General features: G+C 37.7%; 22 protein-coding genes. 3 read left to right on the top strand and 19 right to left on the bottom strand.

The genetic code is table 11. The features are described 5' to 3' along the window. Positions 1–38: 38 nt before the first annotated feature. The 6 genes from udk to bsdcttw_RS11485 all read right to left on the bottom strand — a co-directional run bounded on the left by udk (position 39) and on the right by bsdcttw_RS11485 (position 5,528). Positions 39–665, bottom strand: a complete 627-nt coding sequence (udk, locus tag bsdcttw_RS11510; RefSeq protein WP_185259503.1) for a uridine kinase — start codon at positions 663–665, stop codon at positions 39–41. A 68-nt stretch (positions 666–733) separates the two neighbouring features. Further along, positions 734–1,549 (bottom strand): EFR1 family ferrodoxin, encoded by an 816-nt coding sequence (locus bsdcttw_RS11505; protein WP_185259502.1) that lies wholly within the window; start codon positions 1,547–1,549, stop codon positions 734–736. Positions 1,550–1,613: 64 nt separating this feature from the next. Further along, a complete protein-coding gene (locus tag bsdcttw_RS11500) occupies positions 1,614–2,429 on the bottom strand; it encodes a hypothetical protein (protein ID WP_185259501.1) in 816 nt (271 codons plus the stop codon). Positions 2,430–2,562: 133 nt separating this feature from the next. Continuing rightward, positions 2,563–4,416, bottom strand: a complete 1,854-nt coding sequence (locus bsdcttw_RS11495; RefSeq protein WP_185259500.1) for a heavy metal translocating P-type ATPase — start codon at positions 4,414–4,416, stop codon at positions 2,563–2,565. Between the two features lie 138 nt (positions 4,417–4,554). Next, the gene (locus tag bsdcttw_RS11490; RefSeq protein WP_185259499.1) at positions 4,555–4,830 is read right to left on the bottom strand and encodes a metal-sensing transcriptional repressor; all 276 of its coding nucleotides are present in this window, start codon (positions 4,828–4,830) and stop codon (positions 4,555–4,557) included. A gap of 137 nt (positions 4,831–4,967) precedes the next feature. Beyond that, on the bottom strand, positions 4,968–5,528 hold the full coding sequence (locus bsdcttw_RS11485; protein ID WP_185259498.1) for a GNAT family N-acetyltransferase: 561 nt from the start codon (positions 5,526–5,528) through the stop codon (positions 4,968–4,970). A 179-nt stretch (positions 5,529–5,707) separates the two neighbouring features. On the opposite strand from bsdcttw_RS11485, the gene bsdcttw_RS11480 reads away from it, so the two are divergent. Next, a complete protein-coding gene (locus bsdcttw_RS11480; protein WP_185259497.1) occupies positions 5,708–6,367 on the top strand; it encodes a Crp/Fnr family transcriptional regulator in 660 nt (219 codons plus the stop codon). Positions 6,368–6,380: 13 nt separating this feature from the next. Here bsdcttw_RS11480 and bsdcttw_RS11475 read toward each other — a convergent pair whose 3' ends face one another. After that, entirely contained in the window at positions 6,381–7,706 is a 1,326-nt protein-coding gene (locus bsdcttw_RS11475; RefSeq protein WP_185259496.1) for a cytochrome c biogenesis protein/redoxin, read from the bottom strand. A 265-nt stretch (positions 7,707–7,971) separates the two neighbouring features. Between bsdcttw_RS11475 and bsdcttw_RS11470 the strand changes: the two genes are divergently transcribed. Continuing rightward, a complete protein-coding gene (locus bsdcttw_RS11470; protein WP_185259495.1) occupies positions 7,972–9,099 on the top strand; it encodes an SLC13 family permease in 1,128 nt (375 codons plus the stop codon). Positions 9,100–9,141: 42 nt separating this feature from the next. Here the strand turns inward: bsdcttw_RS11470 and bsdcttw_RS11465 are convergent, their stop codons facing one another. Beyond that, on the bottom strand, positions 9,142–9,486 hold the full coding sequence (locus bsdcttw_RS11465) for a winged helix-turn-helix transcriptional regulator (protein WP_185259494.1): 345 nt from the start codon (positions 9,484–9,486) through the stop codon (positions 9,142–9,144). A gap of 154 nt (positions 9,487–9,640) precedes the next feature. Between bsdcttw_RS11465 and bsdcttw_RS11460 the strand changes: the two genes are divergently transcribed. Further along, a complete protein-coding gene (locus bsdcttw_RS11460; protein ID WP_185259493.1) occupies positions 9,641–10,033 on the top strand; it encodes a pyridoxamine 5'-phosphate oxidase family protein in 393 nt (130 codons plus the stop codon). Positions 10,034–10,175: 142 nt separating this feature from the next. Here bsdcttw_RS11460 and bsdcttw_RS11455 read toward each other — a convergent pair whose 3' ends face one another. The 11 genes from bsdcttw_RS11455 to bsdcttw_RS11405 all read right to left on the bottom strand — a co-directional run bounded on the left by bsdcttw_RS11455 (position 10,176) and on the right by bsdcttw_RS11405 (position 20,963). Then, positions 10,176–11,003: an ABC transporter permease gene (locus bsdcttw_RS11455; RefSeq protein WP_185259492.1), complete on the bottom strand. Its 828-nt coding sequence runs from the start codon at positions 11,001–11,003 to the stop codon at positions 10,176–10,178. Next, on the bottom strand, positions 11,003–11,917 hold the full coding sequence (locus bsdcttw_RS11450) for an ABC transporter ATP-binding protein (protein ID WP_185259491.1): 915 nt from the start codon (positions 11,915–11,917) through the stop codon (positions 11,003–11,005). Before bsdcttw_RS11450 ends, bsdcttw_RS11455 begins: the two co-directional genes overlap by 1 nt. A gap of 1 nt (position 11,918) precedes the next feature. Continuing rightward, positions 11,919–12,593 carry a MarR family winged helix-turn-helix transcriptional regulator gene (locus bsdcttw_RS11445; protein WP_185259490.1) on the bottom strand — a complete coding sequence of 225 codons (675 nt, stop codon included), beginning with the start codon at positions 12,591–12,593 and terminating at the stop codon, positions 11,919–11,921. A gap of 172 nt (positions 12,594–12,765) precedes the next feature. Continuing rightward, positions 12,766–13,380 (bottom strand): MarR family winged helix-turn-helix transcriptional regulator, encoded by a 615-nt coding sequence (locus bsdcttw_RS11440; protein ID WP_185259489.1) that lies wholly within the window; start codon positions 13,378–13,380, stop codon positions 12,766–12,768. 32 nt (positions 13,381–13,412) lie between these two features. Further along, complete coding sequence (locus tag bsdcttw_RS11435; RefSeq protein WP_185259488.1) at positions 13,413–14,492, bottom strand: hypothetical protein; 1,080 nt, start codon at positions 14,490–14,492, stop codon at positions 13,413–13,415. 82 nt (positions 14,493–14,574) lie between these two features. Further along, on the bottom strand, positions 14,575–14,841 hold the full coding sequence (locus tag bsdcttw_RS11430; protein ID WP_185259487.1) for a hypothetical protein: 267 nt from the start codon (positions 14,839–14,841) through the stop codon (positions 14,575–14,577). A gap of 50 nt (positions 14,842–14,891) precedes the next feature. Then, positions 14,892–15,314 carry a MarR family winged helix-turn-helix transcriptional regulator gene (locus bsdcttw_RS11425; RefSeq protein WP_185259486.1) on the bottom strand — a complete coding sequence of 141 codons (423 nt, stop codon included), beginning with the start codon at positions 15,312–15,314 and terminating at the stop codon, positions 14,892–14,894. A 168-nt stretch (positions 15,315–15,482) separates the two neighbouring features. Continuing rightward, positions 15,483–17,336 carry a trypsin-like peptidase domain-containing protein gene (locus bsdcttw_RS11420; RefSeq protein ID WP_185259485.1) on the bottom strand — a complete coding sequence of 618 codons (1,854 nt, stop codon included), beginning with the start codon at positions 17,334–17,336 and terminating at the stop codon, positions 15,483–15,485. A gap of 23 nt (positions 17,337–17,359) precedes the next feature. Next, positions 17,360–18,898, bottom strand: coding sequence for an FHA domain-containing protein (locus bsdcttw_RS11415; RefSeq protein ID WP_185259484.1), 1,539 nt, complete (start codon positions 18,896–18,898; stop codon positions 17,360–17,362). Positions 18,899–18,929: 31 nt separating this feature from the next. Then, entirely contained in the window at positions 18,930–19,655 is a 726-nt protein-coding gene (locus bsdcttw_RS11410; protein WP_185259483.1) for a PP2C family protein-serine/threonine phosphatase, read from the bottom strand. Between the two features lie 39 nt (positions 19,656–19,694). After that, complete coding sequence (locus tag bsdcttw_RS11405) at positions 19,695–20,963, bottom strand: trypsin-like peptidase domain-containing protein (RefSeq protein ID WP_185259482.1); 1,269 nt, start codon at positions 20,961–20,963, stop codon at positions 19,695–19,697. Between the last annotated feature and the right edge of the window lie 23 nt (positions 20,964–20,986).

The raw sequence follows: 20,986 nt of genomic DNA, 5'->3' as shown, positions 1-20,986 counted from the left end.
TAAGCTCCTCCCAGATACTTCCTTAAATTTGCCCGATATCATTCGATATCTTCTTTTGCAATGGCTTCAATTCGGTGTACCAGCATATCAATTGCAATATCGTTAAGACCGCCTCGTGGGATGATGATATCAGCAAACTTTTTATAGGGTTCTACAAATAACTCATGCATAGGCTTTACTGTTTCTGTATATTGATTTATAACAGAATCAAGAGTTCTTCCTCTTTCGTTTACATCCCTCTTAATCCTTCTTATCAGCCTTTCGTCGGCATCCGTATCTACAAAAACCTTGATATCCATTAAATCCCTGAGCTTCTCATTCTCGAATATCATAAACCCATCTATAATTATTACTTTGGAGGGATTAACCCGGATTGTCTCTTCCAACCTTGTGTTTTCAATATAGGAGTACACCGGCCTGTCAATAGGTATTCCTTGTTTCAGTTTCTTGATATCTTCAATTAAAAGCTCTGTATCAAAAGCATCGGGATGGTCATAATTAATCTTTGTTCTTTCCTCCGGAGACAGCTCTGAAAATGGCTTATAATAATAATCATGGCTAAGTAATACAACACGGTCATCACAGATACTCTGCAACCGGTTAACAACGGTTGTTTTACCGGAAGCTGAACCTCCTGCAACACCGATAACTACAATATTCTTCATTTGTTCCTCCACGTGGGCTTTAGTTGATTTAACCCTCACACTATACTACTACAGACCGATATAAAAAATCAATCCCTTAATTTTTGTAATATAATATCTTCAAAAGTAATGTAGGGATTATGATACCTCCCAATTTTATTTGTTTTAGTGTCTTTAAGCTGAATAGCCTGTGCAGGGCAGTAATGTATACATGAAAGACAGTGATAGCAGTTTATCTGCTGATTCCACACAGGAATGCCTTCTTCCATATGTATCTTCCCTGAAAGACATAATTTACTGCATAAGGAACATCCTGTACACTTACTGTCCGTACAAAATTTTTTCTCCATTCCAAAATAATTGGTTTTCTTATATACTCTGGACAATATCGGAAACAGTATATTCTTTTCAAAATAAGATTCATGCGGATCTTTTTCTTTACTGTCTTCGCGACGACTGATAAACTTTGAAATATCCCTTAATCTTGTCTCAGCAACATCTAATATTTTATTTGCCTCTACTTCAGCAGGCGGCGTAAACATAGTTAGATAGTTATTCGGCATATCCAGAAAAAACCTGGCATTTAACTTGATTCCTTTCTTCTCTAAAATCCTGTCTATCTCCTCAAATACCTGACATGAAGAACCCCCTCTTGTAGCTACAGCAAAGAGAAAGACATCTTTTGGTAAATATACTTCTTTTAGAAACGCTTCCACAGGTTTGGGGAGAGAAAAAGCATATACCGGAAAGACAAATCCAATAACTTGGACTTCTGTCTCCATGCTATCTGCCCGCTTGTAGGTGAGCATCGGAAAAACACTGCAATCACTTACCTCCTCAGCCAATTTTCTGGCTGCAAAAAGCGAATTCCCCGTCCCTGAATAATAATAAATATGAGTACTCATCTTTTTCCATCTGACCTTTCAATCTTTTTTAGGATTTTAATAAAAACAATCCATTAAATGGTTTCTATTTATAGATTTTTGCGTAATAATTTATAAGTATCTTTTCATAATTTTTTAAAGTTTGTTCCATTAAATTATAAAGCTTAAGTAATGGATAATCTTCTGGCAGATATGCAAAGGGGATTGCCGGGTGTTTTTCTTGAAAATGTACAAAAAAAGCACTATAGCCTATACTGTAGCGGATATAGATTTCTTCTTCATCAGCATTGCTAAAATTCCAGTATTGAAGCAGTGTGTTATAGAAATCATCTAGTTTCTTTCTCCATATCTTTAGTTTCCACATATCAGTAATCTGTTCCATAATTTCACCATAGATCTCATCGCAATCAAATAAAAATACATTATGATATAGGCCCCAATTTTTTAGCTCCCGCAATATCCCTGCCGTATCTATTCTGATACTCATATAGACATTCTGAGCAAGCATCTGAAAGCCAAAAGAATATAATATCTCCCTGACTCTATACCTCTCTTTTTCAGAGTCTTTCTGAAAACGGAATACTGCTATGGTGAAGCCTTCTTTTTTTCCAAAGGTCTCTGCCTGATCACTGATAAGTGACATCATGCCTGCCATCTGATATCTGTTAACACCATTATTATCTGTAATCATTTTTATACTTCCAGACTTGCATAATCTGGATAGATTTACTCTGACAGAAGATTTTGGAATTCCCATAGCTTCAGAAAGAACATACATCCCGTTAAGATTCGGTAAAGGTAAGGTGTTTTCTCTTGAGAACACATGGAATTGTCCGAGTGGAGCTATTATAGCAGAACTTACTTTTAATGGATATTGCTGCAAAAATTCTTCATTTTTCATATCGTGTTTCATTTCTCCTATATGTATTGATATAAATGTATCACGCATTATCTTCAATGTCAATCTCAAAGTTCTAGAACAATTTAAAATGGTATGATGGGAATTTTCACATCATACCATTTCTATGCTTCCTCTATTTTTTCCTCCATCTTAAAAGAAAAGAGGAATTAGTTATTACTGCTACTGAGCCAATATTATGTACCAGTGCTCCTACCACCGGTGACAATACCCCGGTTATAGCAAGCACAATAGCTATGAAATTTAATATCATAGAAGCTGCCAGGTTAAAATTGATTGTTTTCATCATCTGCTTGGACAAAGTCAATAAATGAGGCATTTCTTTAATATCATCACTGATAAGTACCATGTCTGCTGCTTCAATTGCAATATCACTGCCTATACCGCCCATAGCAATTCCTACATATGCTGATTTTAGAGCAGGTGCGTCATTGATGCCATCCCCAATCATACAGACATTTTCATTAGCTGCCTCGGATTTCTGTATGAATGCAAGTTTATTCTCCGGAAGGCATTCCGTGTGTATTTCTCGGATTCCGGCTTTTCTGCCCATATAAAGCCCTGCTGTTTCCCCATCACCAGTCAATAATGTGGTGGATATACCGGTATTGTGAATTTTATCGACAACAGCTTCAATCTCCGGACGCATGGTGTCAGTTAGTATAATGAAGCCTATGGCCATTTTCTCTTTTGCCAGATAGATTACCGTGCTGCCGCCTTCTTTTACTTCTTTTACCTTGCTTATTAAGCTTTTAGAAAGACGAATTCCCTTCTCTGCCATGAACACTTCGTTCCCGGCATAGCATAGAGTCCCGTCATATAATCCCTCTACCCCTCTTCCGGTGGACATTTTAAATTCTGTAACCTCATAAATATCTTTTTTTCCATACTTATTATAATGCTCTATGACAGCCTTACCTAAAGGATGTTCCGAACGGTACTCCAATGAAGCAGCCATACGAAGCAATTCCTCTTCCGTTATCCTCTCCAATCCTATTATACCGGCCACTTTCAGTTTACCATATGTTATAGTACCTGTTTTATCAAATGCAACACGTTTGATCTTAGAAAGCCTCTCTAACGCATCCCCTTCCCTTACTAAAATACCATGCTTTGATGCATTCCCAATTGCGGCCATAATAGCTGTAGGAGTGGCCAGAACTAATGCACAAGGACAGAATACAACAAGAATTGTAACGGAACGGATTATCTCTCGGGAATATATCCAGGTAATAACAGCAGAAAGAAGCGCAATTACAACCACCCAGGTAGCAAAACGATCAGCAAGTCCAACAATCTTGGCTTTACCGGCATCTGCCGATTCAACCAGCTTTATCATACGTTGTATGGAACTATCCTCACCGATTTTATCCGCTCTCATGTCAAAAGACCCAAATTGATTAATTGTACCGGATGCAACTGTATCACCTTCCCTTTTCTCAATCGGAAGAAATTCTCCTGTCATAGGGGACTGATCTATTGATGTCTCACCTTTTATAATCGTTCCATCCACTGTAATGGTTTCTCCCGGAAGGACTCTTAATATATCCCCTTTGACTACTTCCTCTACAGGTACAATGTATTCTTTACCAGATCTTAGTACTCTGGCAATGGTAGGTGTCATATGTACAAGGCTCTCAATTCCCGCTCTAGCTTTTGACACTGTCCGTTCTTCCAGATAAGAACCTATTGTCATAATAAAGGCTATTTCACCTGCTGCAAATATTTCTCCGGTTATAACAGATGCAATAAGTGCCATAGAAACTAATACATCTGCTTTTATATCAAATTCAGTGATTAATCCTATGATAGCTTCTTTGAGTATAGGTATTCCACACAATAATATTGCTATCCAAGCAGTATTTACCGGTAATCCTCCTAAGTCAAAAAAACCAATAATTAATGCAGGCAGGGAAATTACCAGGGAGATAAACTTTCGTTTTTCTGAGTCTTTTAATAATGTTGACACTTTGTCGCTCCTTTTCTGTCTTCATTCAATATACCCATAGGGGGTATATGTATATTGATATTATACCCATAGGGGTATATCCTGTCAACAAAAATAAAGCACAAAAAAAGTGGCCTTTTTACGACCACTCTTCTGCCATTATGACATTCTGGAAAAATGTTCCACCGCTTTCGAAAAATTAGCAATGGTTTTTTCTGCATCACCATGTTCAATGCCTTCCTTCACGCAATGATTTAAATGTCCTTCCAAAACAATTTGTCCAACTTTATGAAGAGCACTTTTTGCGGCATTTATCTGTATTAATACGTCTTCACAGGGAACATCCTCATCAACCATTTTATCAATTGCTTTTATCTGACCCATTATCTTATTTATGCGCCTATGCAGATTATCTGAATCCATACATTGCTTCATTTTTTACACCTCCAATACCCATAGGGGTATACTAAAGTATAGCATCCAGCTAGACTTACGTCAATCTTTAGCTTCTTAGTATTTTGCTAATCCAGAAAGAATCATGGTATAAAAGTTTTGAGATTTCCCTCACAGTTTTATAAACTTTTACATAAAACTAATTTGTCACATGTCCTTCCATCTATCTGATATTCACCTTTCACTCTCTCTTCCAATAAAAAACTATTTTTTATCAGTATTCTGGCAGAAGAAATATTTTCATCTACAACACTAGCAGTAAGCCTTTTTAACTTAAGCTTATGCTCAGCAAATTCACATATCAGCGCCACACTTCTGGTGCCATAGCCTTTACCCCAATAATCTTTATGAAAGACGTAACCTATCTCTGCAATTGACGTATCAAAATGAAAATCAAATAACATCACTGTACCGATAACAGCACCTGTTTCCTTTAACACAACGGATGCATAGAGATGAGTACCTGCTGCCTCTCGCTTTAACATAGTTTCGATATGTTCATAAGTTTCTTCCCTATGCAACATCAACCTCCAGCCGATATACCTTGAAACATCTACATCGGATGTATAACTGTGTATCTCATCCGTATTTTTTATATCAAGTTCCTGAAAGGATATTATATCATCGGAAAGATTATGAAATATATCAGCAAATTTTATGACCGGATTTATTATCTCCATATATTTTCCTCATTTTCTGGCAGTTTATTAATATACAAAGAATAATTTACCTTATATTCGTAAATAAATCAATCATTTGCGCATAGGTAGTCTGATTTCTCATCTTGACTTTTTGTTCCTTCTTATACTATGATAAAAGAAATATATCCGTTGTTTTTACAACACAAAGGAGATGACTCATGCTTAACAGAGATAATATCTTATCCGAATGTCCGCTTTTCACGGGAATCAAACAGGAAGAATTTGATACCATGCTTTCCTGTCTGGCAGCAAGAGTAGTTGAGTATAAAAAAGACAATTATATTTATATGTCCGGCAGTATTATGTCTGAGATTGGTATTGTACTATCCGGAAGCGTAATAATTATCAAAGAAGACTACTGGGGTAATCGTACTATTATTTCCAGAATGTCTGCTTCCGATATGTTTGCAGAGTCCTTTGCCTTTACAGTCGGTGAAAAACTTTCCATAAGTGTGGTAGCCGCAGAGAATGCAGAGATTCTCTTTATTGATTGTAAGAATATCATTAATATTGAGACCTCTCCCTTCGTATTTCACACAATCTTAATCAATAATATGGTTCGGATATTAGCCGGGAAGAATGTTATGTTAATGCAAAAGATTGACCACCTCTCCTGCCGCAGTACAAGGGATAAGCTCCTATCTTATCTATCCGCACAGGCTTTAGAACAGAAGAGTAAAGCCTTCACTATCCCTTATAATCGCCAGGAGCTTGCAGATTACCTCTGTATTGACCGAAGTGCTATGTCCAGCGAACTAGGCAAATTAAGAGATGAAGGAATCCTTACCTTTCATAAGAATTCCTTTGAACTGCTATAGACCTATTCTGCAATTATTCGCCTGATTCCAAGGCCTGATTAATTACATTCCTCATGATATCTTCTGTCATCATACCAGGCACATATCCTAATAATTTACCGTTTTTATCAAATACAAAAGTGGTAGGAAATGCCGATATACCATACTTTTGGAGAATATCACCGGTAGTATCGAAAAGGGTTGGAAAGCTATATTGGTTATCCGCTAAAAATGTTTTAATATAATCCTCATCTTCATCGGAATTATTGGGATAATCCTTGCTCTTAGGATTTGTTATCCCCAAGAATACAACCTCTTTTTCATTAGAACCAAATTCTTTGTAAAGTTTTTCTATATCCGGGAGTTCCTTCTTACAAGGCGGACACCAAGTTGCATAAAAGTTCAGAAAGACAACCTGCCCTTTATAATCAGAGAGAGTATGCTCTTTCCCATTTTGATCAGTCAATGTGAAGTTCGTCTTTTCATACTCCTCTGTTCCGTTATTGTCTTCTTCAGTACTCTCTTCAATACTCTCTCCTTTATTGTCGCTGCCTGCAATATTATCATTATTTCCCTTATCCGAAGCACTATCTTCTGTATTTTCACCGGATATATTATTCTCCTTCACTGCCTGGGCTTTGTTCAGATAGCTGGATATCCCATTCATATAACCTGTAAAAGTCATAAAGCCAATGATTATAAGTAATATACCGCCTGCTTTAATTGTGTATTTAACTAAATTTCTCTTTCTCTTTAAGAAATTAAGTAACTGTGATGTAAATAACCCCAACAGTAAAAAGGGAATTAAAAAGCCTAAGGCATAAAGGAGTATCAATAGAAAACCAAGAACTGTATTCTTAGCTCCTGATACCAAAATAAGCACAGAGGATAAAGCAGGACCGATGCAAGGTGTCCAGGCAAAACTGAAAGTAAAGCCAAGAACTAAGGCAACTAGAGGGTTTACGCTTTTATCGGTTACTTCATAGTTTAGTTTTCTTTCTCTTTGCAAAAAAGAAAACTGGATAAAATCCAACTGTATCAATCCTAATAGGATTATAAGGATGCCACTGATTCTTATAAGGAGATATCGATGTTCTCCTAACAGCTTTCCTAGTAAGGTGAAGGAAGTCCCAAGCAGTAAAAATGCGAAGGATATTCCAAGAACAAAAAAGGCAGTATTAAGAAACACCCTTCTTCTTTCATATACAATTACACCATCATGCTCAGTCTTTGCACTTCCTGCAAGATATCCCATATAAACCGGCAGTAGAGGTATTACACAGGGAGAGAAGAAGGATAATAATCCTTCCATAAACACCAAGACATAACTTATGTGACTAGTTAATGCAATTCCAACCATTTATACCTCCTGTATTTTAGTTCTGTATTTAAGCAGCAGTAATCTAAAACTACCCTTACAATATTGTAATCCATTATACAGAATCAGAAATTATTCTCTGTGATTACATCACATGAGAGCCTGCATAAAAATTTTTAATCTTTGCTTGTCCCTGATATTAATACGAGGTATAATAACGTCTGTGCAGTTAGAAATAACCTATCCTAAGTGATTAAACTTCTGCTGCGATAGATATAAGAAACTATAATAGAAAGACGAACTTAATATGACAAAATTAAACCTTACTAGACTAAAGCATTTCTTAAAATCCGAAGCGGTTTTAGTAATAGCTGCTTTAGCAGCATTGCTCTCCATGTTTTTTGTTCCCCCAAATAAAGATTACATCGAATACATAGACTTTCGAACCCTTTCTCTTCTTTTCAGCCTAATGCTCGCCATTTCAGGTCTAAAAAGCATAGGCCTTTTTGATGCACTGGCTTTTGCTGTCATACCACGTTTTAAAAATGCCAGAACACTGTGTTTGGTACTTACTCTCCTATGTTTTTTTTCCTCTATGTTTATTACAAATGATGTAGCACTAATTACTTTTGTGCCCTTTACCATTATTTTGTTTACCGCATCCGGATTAATGGAGAGACTTATCTTCACTGTGGTCTTAGAAACTGCTGCCGCTAATCTTGGCAGTATGCTTACACCGGTTGGCAATCCACAAAACCTCTATCTCTATTCTCGCTTTCACATCAACCCTGTTGAGTTTTTTTCTATTACCCTTCCGGTTTCTATTATGGGGATTATCTTCTTATCAGCTGCCTCTTTGCTATGCAAAAAACAGCAAGTTTCCATGGAGCCTCAACCTTTGGTATCTCTCTTGGATAGAAAGAAGCTGTTTTTGTACCTGTTATTGTTTATCCTATGTCTTTTATCCGTATTCTATTTGATTGATTATCGGCTTATGGTACTATTAGTTGTTCTCCTGATTTTTAAGACTGACCGCAAATTACTTCTCCATGCCGATTATGGCTTGCTTCTTACCTTTGTTAGTTTCTTCCTCTTTGTCGGTAATGCCGAGAAGATAGAAGCTATTCATAAAGCATTGACCACCTTCATAAAGGGGCGGGAACTTCTTTCAGGCGTCCTGTTAAGCCAGGTAATCAGCAATGTTCCTGCAGCAGTTTTGCTGTCTGGGTTCACTGACAATTGCCGTGCTCTTTTAATTGGAACAAATATCGGCGGTCTTGGGACCTTGATTGCCTCTCTTGCCAGCCTGATTTCCTTTAAATTTTATGTGCGCACGAAGAACGCCAAACCTTTTCGGTATATTTTTGTCTTCACAGTTCTTAATATTGGACTTTTATTACCTATTTTAGCACTTTCACTAATTTTTCTTACCTAATTGTAGAGGGTTTCAGAAATTAACCTGCTGTTAACGAAGAATTTACTCATTGCTCTTTGTCTTTTGTAGCCACTGAATGTAATCATTTCCCCAGTTCTCAAGAGCATCAAGAACAGTCTCAAATTTCTCACCGATTTCACTTAAGCTGTACTCTACTTTTGGTGGTATCTGCTCATACTCATGTCGTATTATCAGTCCTTCCTCTTCTAACTGCTTTAGCTGTCTGGAGAGGGTTGCATGAGTCATCTCCTCCGGAAGTCTTCGCTGCAATTCGTTGAATCTAACCGGTCCCCTACTTAACAGGTACAATATGTATATGGACCATTTCCCCGTTAGTATCTTTTGTGAAGTTACATATGGGCAAATCCCGAATAATTCTTTTTTCATGGTTCTCCTCTTTCATACAGGTATCATTTTATATTCCGGTATCATTTTGTATACCGGTATCATTAAATATCGTACTTGTGATTTTAATTACAGTATATATAATAATACTGTTAATCGATTATAACATGGTATTATGAAAGGAGCAAATTATTTCATGAAGGAAGTATACGATTTTTTAAAAAAGAGCCAGACTTTTTACCTTGCAACCAACGAGGGAGAGCAACCCCGTGTAAGACCTTTTGGTGCAACAGCTGATTTTGAAGGCAAACTTTATTTTACAACGAATAATACAAAGGAGGTCTTCAAACAACTCATAGCAAATCCTAAAATTGAAATTTCCGCAATGCTTGATGGCAGCTGGATTCGTCTTTCCGGTACAGCTGTTCATGATGATCGTTTGCCTGCTCGTGAGAAAATGCTGGAAGAAAATCCTTCCTTAACCAGAATGTATTCCGCCGATGATGGTATCATGGCTGTATTCTACATAAAGGATGCCACCGCAACTATCAGCTCCTTTACCGATGCACCTAAAACAATAACATTCTAAATCCTGTCAAAATAAAAAAAGCGGTTATCTGATTTCAGATACCGCTTTTATAAAAGTGAAAGGTTTTTCCTTTTGTATAACTGCATTGTTAAGTCCATATCCCTTTGATATTTACATATGAATTTCCAATGATTTTTTATAATTACCGTCTGGGGCCAGCAGCTACTTTTACGTTGGAAAAGTCCGCTTTATTGAATTTATCAACACATAACAGGAAGAATATTACTCCCATCAATATAATAATAAGTAATCCAATTATTGGAGTAATTACAAATCCGTGGATATCATAAGCTACTCCTTGTTTGATTAACTCAGACTGTGATACACCTTCCATTTTTAAAGATATAAAACGAAAGATTGCGGTCAAATACGTCAGTGGATTGATATAAACTAACGGAGCCAGGAATTTGGGCATAATAGTTGTTGGGATATAAGCTCCTGAGAGAAATGTAAACGGCATCATTATCATGGTACTTACAATCTGAAAAGAAGATGAATTCCGGGATATTGTGGCAAGGAATAACCCTATGGAACCAAAGGTCAAGCCTGCTGCTGCCATTACAGCAATCATTTGGAGTAAATGAAGGATATCCAGATGAAAGCCCATAAAAAGACTTAAAACAGTAATCAAAAGTCCCTGTAAAACAGCAATGATAGAACCGGATAAAATGTGTCCTATAGATATTTGTGCCCGGGAAATAGGTGATACCAATACCTCTTTCATATATCCACTGGCAATATCCGATAGGATATCTGTGGAGTTGTTTAGACTGGTCTGAAAAACTGTCATAATTATTACTCCCGATATCAGATAATTCATCGGTTGCTCTAAACCGCTCATGGAAGATTTCATCACAAAGGAGAAAATAAACAGGAAAAACAGAGCCATTATGATGCTTCCGAGCAGCCTGCCCTTATCCCTAATAAAATTCAAAAGATTTTTTTGTAAAATAGCACCTACTACATTCATTATGCTCTGATCTCCTTTCCCGTAATAGCAAGAAATACCTCATTTAACGTACCCTTTTTCACTTCAAAGTCAACAATATTATCTTTAAATCGAGTTAACAAATCCAAGGCTTTTGACGGCTGGGCGGTGTTAATGATGATATGGCGGTTGTCTATTTCATGTGCAATCTTCTCACCATTCAAATAATCTTCTATCTCTTCCGGTATTTTGCAGTCAATCTGCAGTATGATATTGGTATATTGCTTCTTTAAATTCTCCGGGGTATCATAAGCAATAATTTTACCATGATCCATAATAGCAACATTGGAGCATATTTCTGCTTCATCCATATAATGTGTGGTCAGAAATATCGTAATGTTTTTCTGTTTTTGCAGTCTTCTTATATATTCCCATACATTTGCTCTGGTCTGAGGATCAAGTCCGGTAGTCGGCTCATCCAGAAACAGTACTTTGGGGTAATGCACAAGTCCTCTGGCAATTTCCACCCTTCTTTTCATACCACCGGAGAGTCCTGCCACCTTAACTTTTTTCCAATCACTTAATTCCACCAGCTCCAATACAAAGTTAATTCGCTCCTCAATCTGATTCTTTGGAACCTTGTAGAAATGACAGTGGAATCTGAGATTCTCCTCAACGGTAAGCCTTGCATCCAAGGTGGAATCCTGGAAGACTATCCCAATGTCCTTTCTGACCTTTTCTTTTTCTTTCGCCACATCATGTCCGTTTATCATCATAATTCCGTTGGTCTTATCAAGAATGGTGCATAAAGTATTAATTGTAGTGCTCTTGCCTGCTCCGTTAGGACCAAGGAAGGCAAATATCTCACCTGCTTTGACGTCAAAAGAAATATCATCTACTGCTTTAAAATCCCCATAGCTTTTTGAAAACCTTCTTACTTCAATTATATTATTCATACTAATTGCCTTTCCTCCAGTTATGATGCTTATTCAGATCATGAGAAAAACTGCACTCCGGTTGAAATCCCCCTCTATTAAAAAATTCGCCCCTGTTACAGAACATTTCTGTTCTTAGATAACCTTCTCTGCTGTGATGTTTTCTGCTGCCATGAAAGTCACCATGATACTCTGTATTATCACCGAACCGGAAGGCTCCAAAGAGTGCTTCTCTTCCCCATAATTCCTCAACATCATCCTCCTGTCTCAATTCCTTTTCCAGATTCTCTGCCAGATGATTAAGAATACTTTGAAGGTTATTTTTCTCTTCTTCCGTCAAGCAGTCAAAGACCTTATCCATTTCTGCCTTTCTTTGTTCTGCTTTTCTTGCAGCTTTCTTGCCGGTTTCGGTAAGCTGAACTGTAAGCAGTGTCTTATCTTCTTTCACTGTCTCTAATGTAACCAGTTCTGCTTCTTCCAGCCTGTCAAGCAGCCTGTTCATACCCTTAAGGGTTATCCCAAGTGCTTCGGAAAGGTCTTTGCTGTTTATACTTTGGTTTTCCTGAAGGCTTATTAGTACCTGGTCCAGTTTTCCTCCCTTAATACCAACTCTTATCCCTCTGCCGGCTCTTATTCTTTGAACCATCATATTGGTATCATACATTAATTCTTCTAAATTCTTTTTATTATTTTCCATATTAATATCTCCTTTTGATTTACTATTTTGATAAGGTACCTTTCTATTCGTATTATAAAGGTACCTTTCTATATTGTCAATAGATATATAATATTTTTTTAAATACTAAAAAAAGAAACAGATGGAATATCCAGCTGCTTCTTTTGCTATTTATGATTTGTAAGTGTACTTGTTATTCCTTTTTTGTATCCCTTGTATTTCTTCGTCCCTTTCTTAAATCCTCTCTATCTGCCTCCATTCCGCCAAACATCTGGGCAAAATGACTTTTGTCAAAACCATGAGGAGAGCCATTTCTGTCAAAAGGGAAGCCTCCATGAAAGTCTCTTCTGTGAAAGCCAAAATCCTCTTCTCCGAATTTCTCTTCCAAATCAAGAATGATGCGCTCAAAAAGGTCCGCAAGGACTGCCTGTTCCTCTTCCTTTAAGCATCCAAAGATCATATCCTTCTCGGAATCCTGACCACTCTGGTTAGCAGCTTCTTTCCCAGCTTCTGTTAAGCGGATATCCATAACCCGGCGGTCTTCCTCTGAGGGGGTGCGGGTGATATAACCGCTCCGCTCTAACTTCGCCAGTAACTCACCTAAAGATTGAGAGCGGATATCCAAAATGGTGGATAATTCCTTTTGGCTAATTTCCGGCTTAAGTTTTAAAAGAGCCAGTATTCTGCCCTGCCCTTTATGTGGATTGACCATAGGCCCGAATTCTCTTAAATTATGCAGCTGGCATCTTCTTACCAACCATTCCAACCTCGAAAACTGTTCATATAAATCAACCTTATTATTACTCATGACACACCTTTCTTTCCTTCAACATTCCTTCACTATTTTTCGTTTAATTTCATTTCATACATAAATTGCAGCTTCCGGTAATAATCCATTTCAATCAAATCTGTGGGCTTTACTTCTCCGTCCCTTTTATCAATGTAGGCAATACCTGCAAAGGTTAGCATCTTATGGACAAACTGAGAGCAGAACATGATATTGGGTTTATGGGAATACTTTAAGACAAGCCCCATAAGATTATAAGCACTCCCATCCCTGTTAATCTCCTGTACTTTATCATAAATCTTTCTTTTCTGTTCTCTGGTACAGGAAAGCTTGTACACCAGAATCGAAGCATCTTCTTTTTTATTGAAAAAATCCAACATTTCATAATTTAGTCCGGGCGGATAAACTCTCTCGCCTCCATTATAACTGATTACTGTTTTTAACTCCGGGTCAAAGGACAGGGAGGCATGATTGTATTGTTTTCCCGTAAAAGTTGAGATAATTTCACTGGCAGGACTTCCGGTATTAGACAGGATAATATAGATATTTTCATCATCCAGCCATTTACCGGCTTCCTGAAAGTATTCATCTGTCAAAACTCCTTTATTAATATATTCAAAGGAATTGTGCCGGTACAGCTCGTCCTTAATACATAATAAATTCTCAACAGAAAATGCCTTACCAGCTTTATCAATCTTCTCCATTGCACTGATAATCTTATCTCTCCCAGCCTTGATATCAGTGAAACTGATACTTGCTACCTCCTGGGCAGAAGGCAGATAAAGGTCCGCATATTTATTAATGGTCACAAACCTTTCTACCATGAAAGGAAACCATATAACGGCAGCTCCGAACATTCTGCCGATTATCCTATGAATTTCAGTCTGTCCGGATTGAAAGGTTATCAGAGAGATATAGGTTATCTGTAATGCCATAATTGCAAAGTATACCGGAATCAGGCATAATTTGATTCTGCTTTCCGTTGGAACCATTAAAGTCCGCATAAACATTAACAGGCAGATAAATATATAAGTACATACGGTAAATACAAAATTTCCGCCTATAATTGTATTGATAATCATTAGAATAATTAACAGTTTCAAGGCTATAGTATATCGTTTTAGATTCTTCATATAGGGCTCCCAAAATAACTTTTTTAATACTCACTATTATTTATACCACAGGAAGACGCGGAATGAAATAAAAAAGTTTGATTTAGAATCTTTCAAGCCATCGAAGCATACTTGCTACTACTTCCGGATACCTTTCCCCGATTAATAAACCGGTATGGGTTGCATCCTTTATCCCCATGTATTCTGCGTGAAAATATTCCGCTTCCGCTCTTAACCTGTTCTCTTCTTCTTTATTATTGCTTGTTCTGATAACCAGACTGGGATAGGTTATCAAACTGTTATCAATAGAAATACCATTGCTTACTCCAAAAGCTATAGAGCAAGCCCCAAAAGCTTTTTCTGATTCCATGGAAAGATATTTCCTTTTAGTTTGACATCAAACTATATGGGTAAATAAAATTACAAATTACCATAAATCCTGCTTAAAAGACAGAATAATACTTCCTTCTCCTCCTCTGATATACCGGCATAAAAAATGTCCAGCAGTTCTTCCGATATCTGTTTAAATACAGGCTTAAGTTCATCACCTCTTTGTGTTAAAGTGACATAAATTATCCTGGTATCTTCGGTATCCCTTTCCTTTATCACATAACCTAGTTTTACCAGCTTTTCTACCAGGGCAGTAACCGTCGACTTATCCTTGCCTATCACAGAAGCAATCTCAGCCATGGTCATTCTGCTTCTATGATTTAAGGCAAATAAAATATCTCCATGGGATGTTACGATTCCTTCTATCCCGTGACTTTCCATCTCTGCTATCAGACGTTTATTTACTTTTTCTCTAATCTTTGAAATTAAGGATATGATGTCATTTGCATTCATAATTTCATTATAGTTTGATATCAAACTATTGTCAATATTTAAACTTTGTGAATTTATTAATTCATCTGATACTCAAGGTATGACCGAGTTCCTCCGGCCATACTTTGAGTATTCCAATTCACTTGAACTTTCTATTGAAGCTGTTTATCTGCTAGTGTTTTATTAGGTTTAATAGGTCACATAAAACATATAATCCAACTGGTTGTTCAGGTAATTACTGTCCGAATACACTAAAATGTAATAATCTCCTGCCGGTAAAGTACTGCTAAGTCCAAGATATTGGGATCCGTCACTGGTAGCAGCCGTCGAATCCGCTACTTTGTTACCGCTTAGATCTGTTATCACAAAGTTTAGTTCATTAAAATTTTCTTTATCAGTTGGTTGGCATACGGCCACGATCTCTCCTTCCTGGGTTAGGTTAATATGATATGCATCAACAATATTTGATTGTAACAAACTTCCGGAAACTATTGTATTACCGGCTATCAGCTGGGCTGTGTAGGTCGAACTGCTTTTGGAGCTATCCTCGTTTACACGAGCGGGCTCTGCCGTTTTATTTGATGCATAAAAATCTTCAGCTTTTATGGTCGTATCTAAATTTACCTTGGAAATTTGGAATACATTCAAAGCAAAATTCAGATTCTGGCTGTCTAATAGGATGAAATCATTGATACCAATGACCTCCCCATATGCATTGATAAGAGGGCCACCGCTGTTTCCTGCAGATATTGGAGCCGTTGTTTGAATATATTCTACATTGTTATATACCCGGGAAGCAGAGGATACAATGCCCTGGGATAATGAGCCCGTCAAGCCTCTGGGGCTTCCAAGGGCATATACCGTTTCACCTACAGAGATGTCTCCCTTGTTCAAGGTAAGATATTCCGTAGCCGCATCAATGCTTAAGATTGCAATATCATAATCTTTATCGTAACCAAGAATATACTGTGCATCATACAGCTTACCGTCATAGGTCTCCACCTGAATCTTATTAGCTCCCTCGATAACATGATAATTTGTTACCAGAATACCGCTGCGGATAAAGAAGCCAGAACCGATTGCTTCACCGTCATAAGTTGTAATCTGAAGCTCCACCGTAGCAGGCGCACATTTTGCATAGATTTCTTTAGCAGACAGTTCCTTAGCATCGGAAGTCCGACCATTGGTATCTTTTACAACCTTAACATTTAATATAAGCTGTTCATCCGTATTCTTTGATTTAATAGTTATGGTAGTACTGCCTACCTTATTCGGGTTGATTACCAGAGCAATCACATCTCCATCGAATTTCCCCCATTTGCAGCTGAGAATATCTTTATTTTTGATATTAAAAATAATGCTATCATCGTCGTCCATACCATGGGTGGTAATATAAATGATTTTCTGGTCGGAACATACAATATCCTTTGTATCCGTCGTAAACATCCCTCTGTTGATCTTCACCGGGTAGGATACAGATATATTTCCCGCCGTAGCAACAACCTCCACTTCTCCCGCCTTTTTTGCCGTTAACTTGCCATTTTTGCTGTTTATAGATGCAATAGAGTTGTCCGATACACTCCATTCCACGCTTCCAATGGCTCCATTAGCCTTTGCCTTATAAGTAAAGGTCTCTCCTATATTAAGAGAACTAGTTTTTGAGGTCAATTCAATATTAGGGTTATCTACGGTTACCTTAATTTTGGAAGTGTATTTATTTCCCCCTTTCCTTATGGTCACCGTAACTGTCGTATTCCCTTTTTTCACCGGTGTGATAATTCCTGTATTACTTACCCTTGCTACCTTGCTATTACCGGACTTAAAATCCAGGGAAGCATCGTCATAAAGGTTTTTTAACTCGATTTGATAAATCTTATACCCCACATACAGGGTAACATTGCTTTCCTTAACCGCCGGTATCGTGGCTGCTATAGCAGTAATCGGAGCTACTCCCACGCCCTGAAATGGTACAGTCAGAGGTAATGGCAGAGCTAATACAAAAGATAATAGGATTCCTATACTTACTTTTACTAGCTTTTTCATACTTTTTCTCCTTTTTCCCAATACTAAAACTTCAAATTAAAACTTATCGAACCAATTGTTATTACATCCCCACTTCGAAGCTTATTGGCTGAAAATATCTTCATATTGTTAATTAGGGTTCCGTTGGTAGAATTCAAATCTTCAATATATACTACATTATCCTTAAAATATATTCTTGAATTCTTCTTGGATACATCTTTATTTTTTATTCTTATGGTACAATTTTTATCCCTTCCAATATAAAGCTCGCCTTGGAGATAAAATTCATCGGATTCCAGCCGGCCCGGCCCGGCAATAAATTCTGCCTTCATATATACTCCAGATGCTTGGGTCTCCTTTAAACTTCTTCTTTTTACTCCTTTTTCTTTTAAAATGGAACGCCTTCTTTTTCTCAATAACATTGCGACTCCTATAATAATGATGATAACCAGAAAACCGACTAAAAAGGAGCTCAGATATTTATGAATCAGACAGACCTTAGTTCCCGCCTCCCCCTTAATAACACTGGTCCTCCCTTTAGCCAATCCGTCATTCCCTTCTTTGGAATCACTGTTCCCAGCCACCGGCGCTGTACTTACTGTTACATCCTGGGAGCCTTCCTTACCCGTTTTTCTAATCTGAATAGTCTTTCTGGCATCAAATATGGTACCATCACTGCCGGGTGCAGCAAATATCAGCCTTAATAGACTTCCTTCTTTCTTTGCTTCATAATCTTTGATATCGAACCTTACCTCATAAAGATTATTTACATATGTTATTATTTCATTTGCTAATTCAGCTTCCATCTTATTGTCATAGTTTAAAACTGTGTGAATACCCATAGACGTTCTTGCAAATGCTCCCAGTATTTTAAGAGCCTCCACCGATTCCTTTTTATCACTATCATCAGTACTTTTTGTAGGTAATCCAAAGGTATGGACAAGAACTGCTGAAGATTTTATTTTTTCTACTACCTCACCCTGTGTAATCCCATTTTTATCCGCCTCAATACCGTCGGAAATTAAAATAATATTGTATAATTCACCCTCTGTACGCTCTCGCATATCCAAATAATCAATAGCATTGGATAAGGAAGTGTATAAACTCGTCTGTTTCACATCATATTGCAGAGTATTCAAGGCATCTTCAAGCTTATTTTTTTTGTGTGTAAAGTCACACAGAAGTTCAAATTTATCCCCAAAAGACCCCAAGGCAAAAGAACAATTCTTTCCTGACTGGGACACAAATCTTTGAACAAAGGTATTTATATTATTCTTAAAACCTGGCATGGACGTAGAAATATCTATCATAAACAGATAGGATACCGGCATGGTACCTTTTATCGTCTTAACCATAGGCTCTGACTGCTTAAAGGTCTTCGTATTGTCTAATAAAGCATCCACAGTCAAAGAATTATTCTCTTTTTCCTTTGGAATATTGACATAGGCATAGAGTTCAGAATCCTGTCCAAATGCCTGGACAATTCGCACGTCGGTACCGAATTCTGCTTGATCTGCCCGAACAGGATGGATAAACAGGTTCACCGAAAGCAATATACATATTATCAGTAACACTTTTTTCATCTGGGTATCTTCCTCCGTATACCAATTTGTTTTACTCTGTAAAAACCGTTATAAGAGAGTAATTGTCGTTTGAAGGCTTAGTCCTCTTGATATGCCGCAGAAGCATATAATCTGCCCATTCCTTAGGAGAGGAGGCCTTTAGATAATCAATTAATATCTCTTCGTTATATACAAATTCCCAAAAGCCATCAGAACATAGTAAAAATGCATCTCCTTCTTTTAGAATCTGAGGTGTTTCAAGAAATTCCGGTTGATATCTCTCTATGTTCCCGAAAGCTCCCAAAAGACTGGACCTGTCTTCATCCGTATTGATATCTCGGTAGTTGATTTCTCCGGCAAGGTACTTTTTATAAGTTACGGAATGGTCGCTTGTTATCATGGCGATTTCATTATCGGTAAGGTAATACAGTCTGGAATCTCCCAGATGGCCCCAAACCGCCCGGTCCTGGCAAACCGCCAGCGCCACTGCTGTCGTTAACATTCCCTGGGTTTCCAATTCTCTGCGCTTTAAGTGAAGTTCTTTATTGGCGTGATAAAAGACATCCTTTAGCTCTGCTACCCCAATTTCCGGGAGTTTTTTCAAATCTTCAAGGATAGACCGGACAAGAAAACCGGAGGCAAGCTCTCCGTCACCATGGCTTCCCAAACCATCTGCCAGTACAAATATACTTTTATCGTCATCTTCATAATAATCGAGACAGTCCTCATTTACTATCTGTCCCCCTATATTCGTATAGGTAAAAACTCTTAATTTCATAAACACCTCCTATCTGCTGATACTTCATTAAAAGTTAGTCTATTCCATATCTACATAAATAAGATTATCCTTCTCACCAAGATAAAAAGAATCCTTGACTTTTAAAGGATAGGGAACATTGGGGTCCAGTTTCTTTCCACCGGCAAGAAAAGTTCCATAAGTAGATTTTAAGTCCGTCAGGATAAAAACCTGATTTCTGTCGTCATAATAAATCTGGCAGTGCTTTGAACTTACACCCGGTGTTCCTTCCTTGTAAACAATACGGCATACAGAAGGATCCCTGCCAATGTAGACAGGCTGGGAAGTGACAGTAACCGACTTTCCTAAATGCTGGCTCGACATTAAACGAAGGATTGCCACTGCCGGTTGTCTTACTGGTACCTGCTGATTTGTTTCAAACACCTGCTGGCCTAAAACAGGTATGTTTGGAGCCGGCTGGTACATTTTTTTCTTCTTCCCTCGGCTTAAGGCTATGATTAAAATAATAATACCAAACAGGATGATTACTGCCGCAATAACAGGAATTAATAATTTATTGAAATTAAAGTCTTTTGCTATTTCATAGGGTATATTGTTGTTTTTTAGTAAAGGAATGGCTTCTTCGATGCTGACTGCATAATTCATATCATCGTCCAGGCTGGAGCCGTAGCTGTCAATACCAAGAACATCCCCTTTGGGATCAACAAGAGGTCCTCCAGAATTCCCGCTGTTAATATTTACATCCATCTGCAGCAGCTGAGTGCCGGTACCGGATTCCAATATCATTCTGCTTATGGTTCCCGCTGTTACCGTTGCATCATTTTTACCATAATAATTTACCGCATTAATAGTACCATCGGACGTGTAGGGATATCCCACTGCAAATACAGGAGTTCCTACAGCAGTTTCATCCACAGTTTTTAGTTTTAGTGCACTTCTGTTTTTCGTAGGCTTTGATAGTTTTAAGACAGCGATATCTTTTTCCTTGTTATAAGTAACAACATAAGCTTCTTCATAGGTATCCTTGTCATAGGCAATTTCCAGCTTACCGGGTCCTGCCCCACCCCCGCTTACCAGAAAGTCCTCAATCACATGGCAATTTGTAAGAATATATTGGGGATTCTCCCCTGTTTTCCCAACAAAGAAGCCGGTTCCGGCAGCATAAAACACTTTGTTCTCTTCCACATAATTGGGTATTGCTGTAATGATATATACCACACCATCCAATGTAGACTGACTGAAACTGCTGGCATATGCGGATCCAATCCCTGTAGTAAAAAGAAGAGTAATTATCAGCGTTGTGATGAACGTTTTAATTTTCTTTTTCATAAATACCCCTTTCTTCCTGTTCC

Source organism: Anaerocolumna chitinilytica (assembly GCF_014218355.1).
GTDB lineage: Bacteria > Bacillota > Clostridia > Lachnospirales > Lachnospiraceae > Anaerocolumna > Anaerocolumna chitinilytica.
The sequence above is the reverse complement of the archived record's forward strand: the minus strand, read 5'-3'. Positions and strand labels throughout refer to the sequence as shown.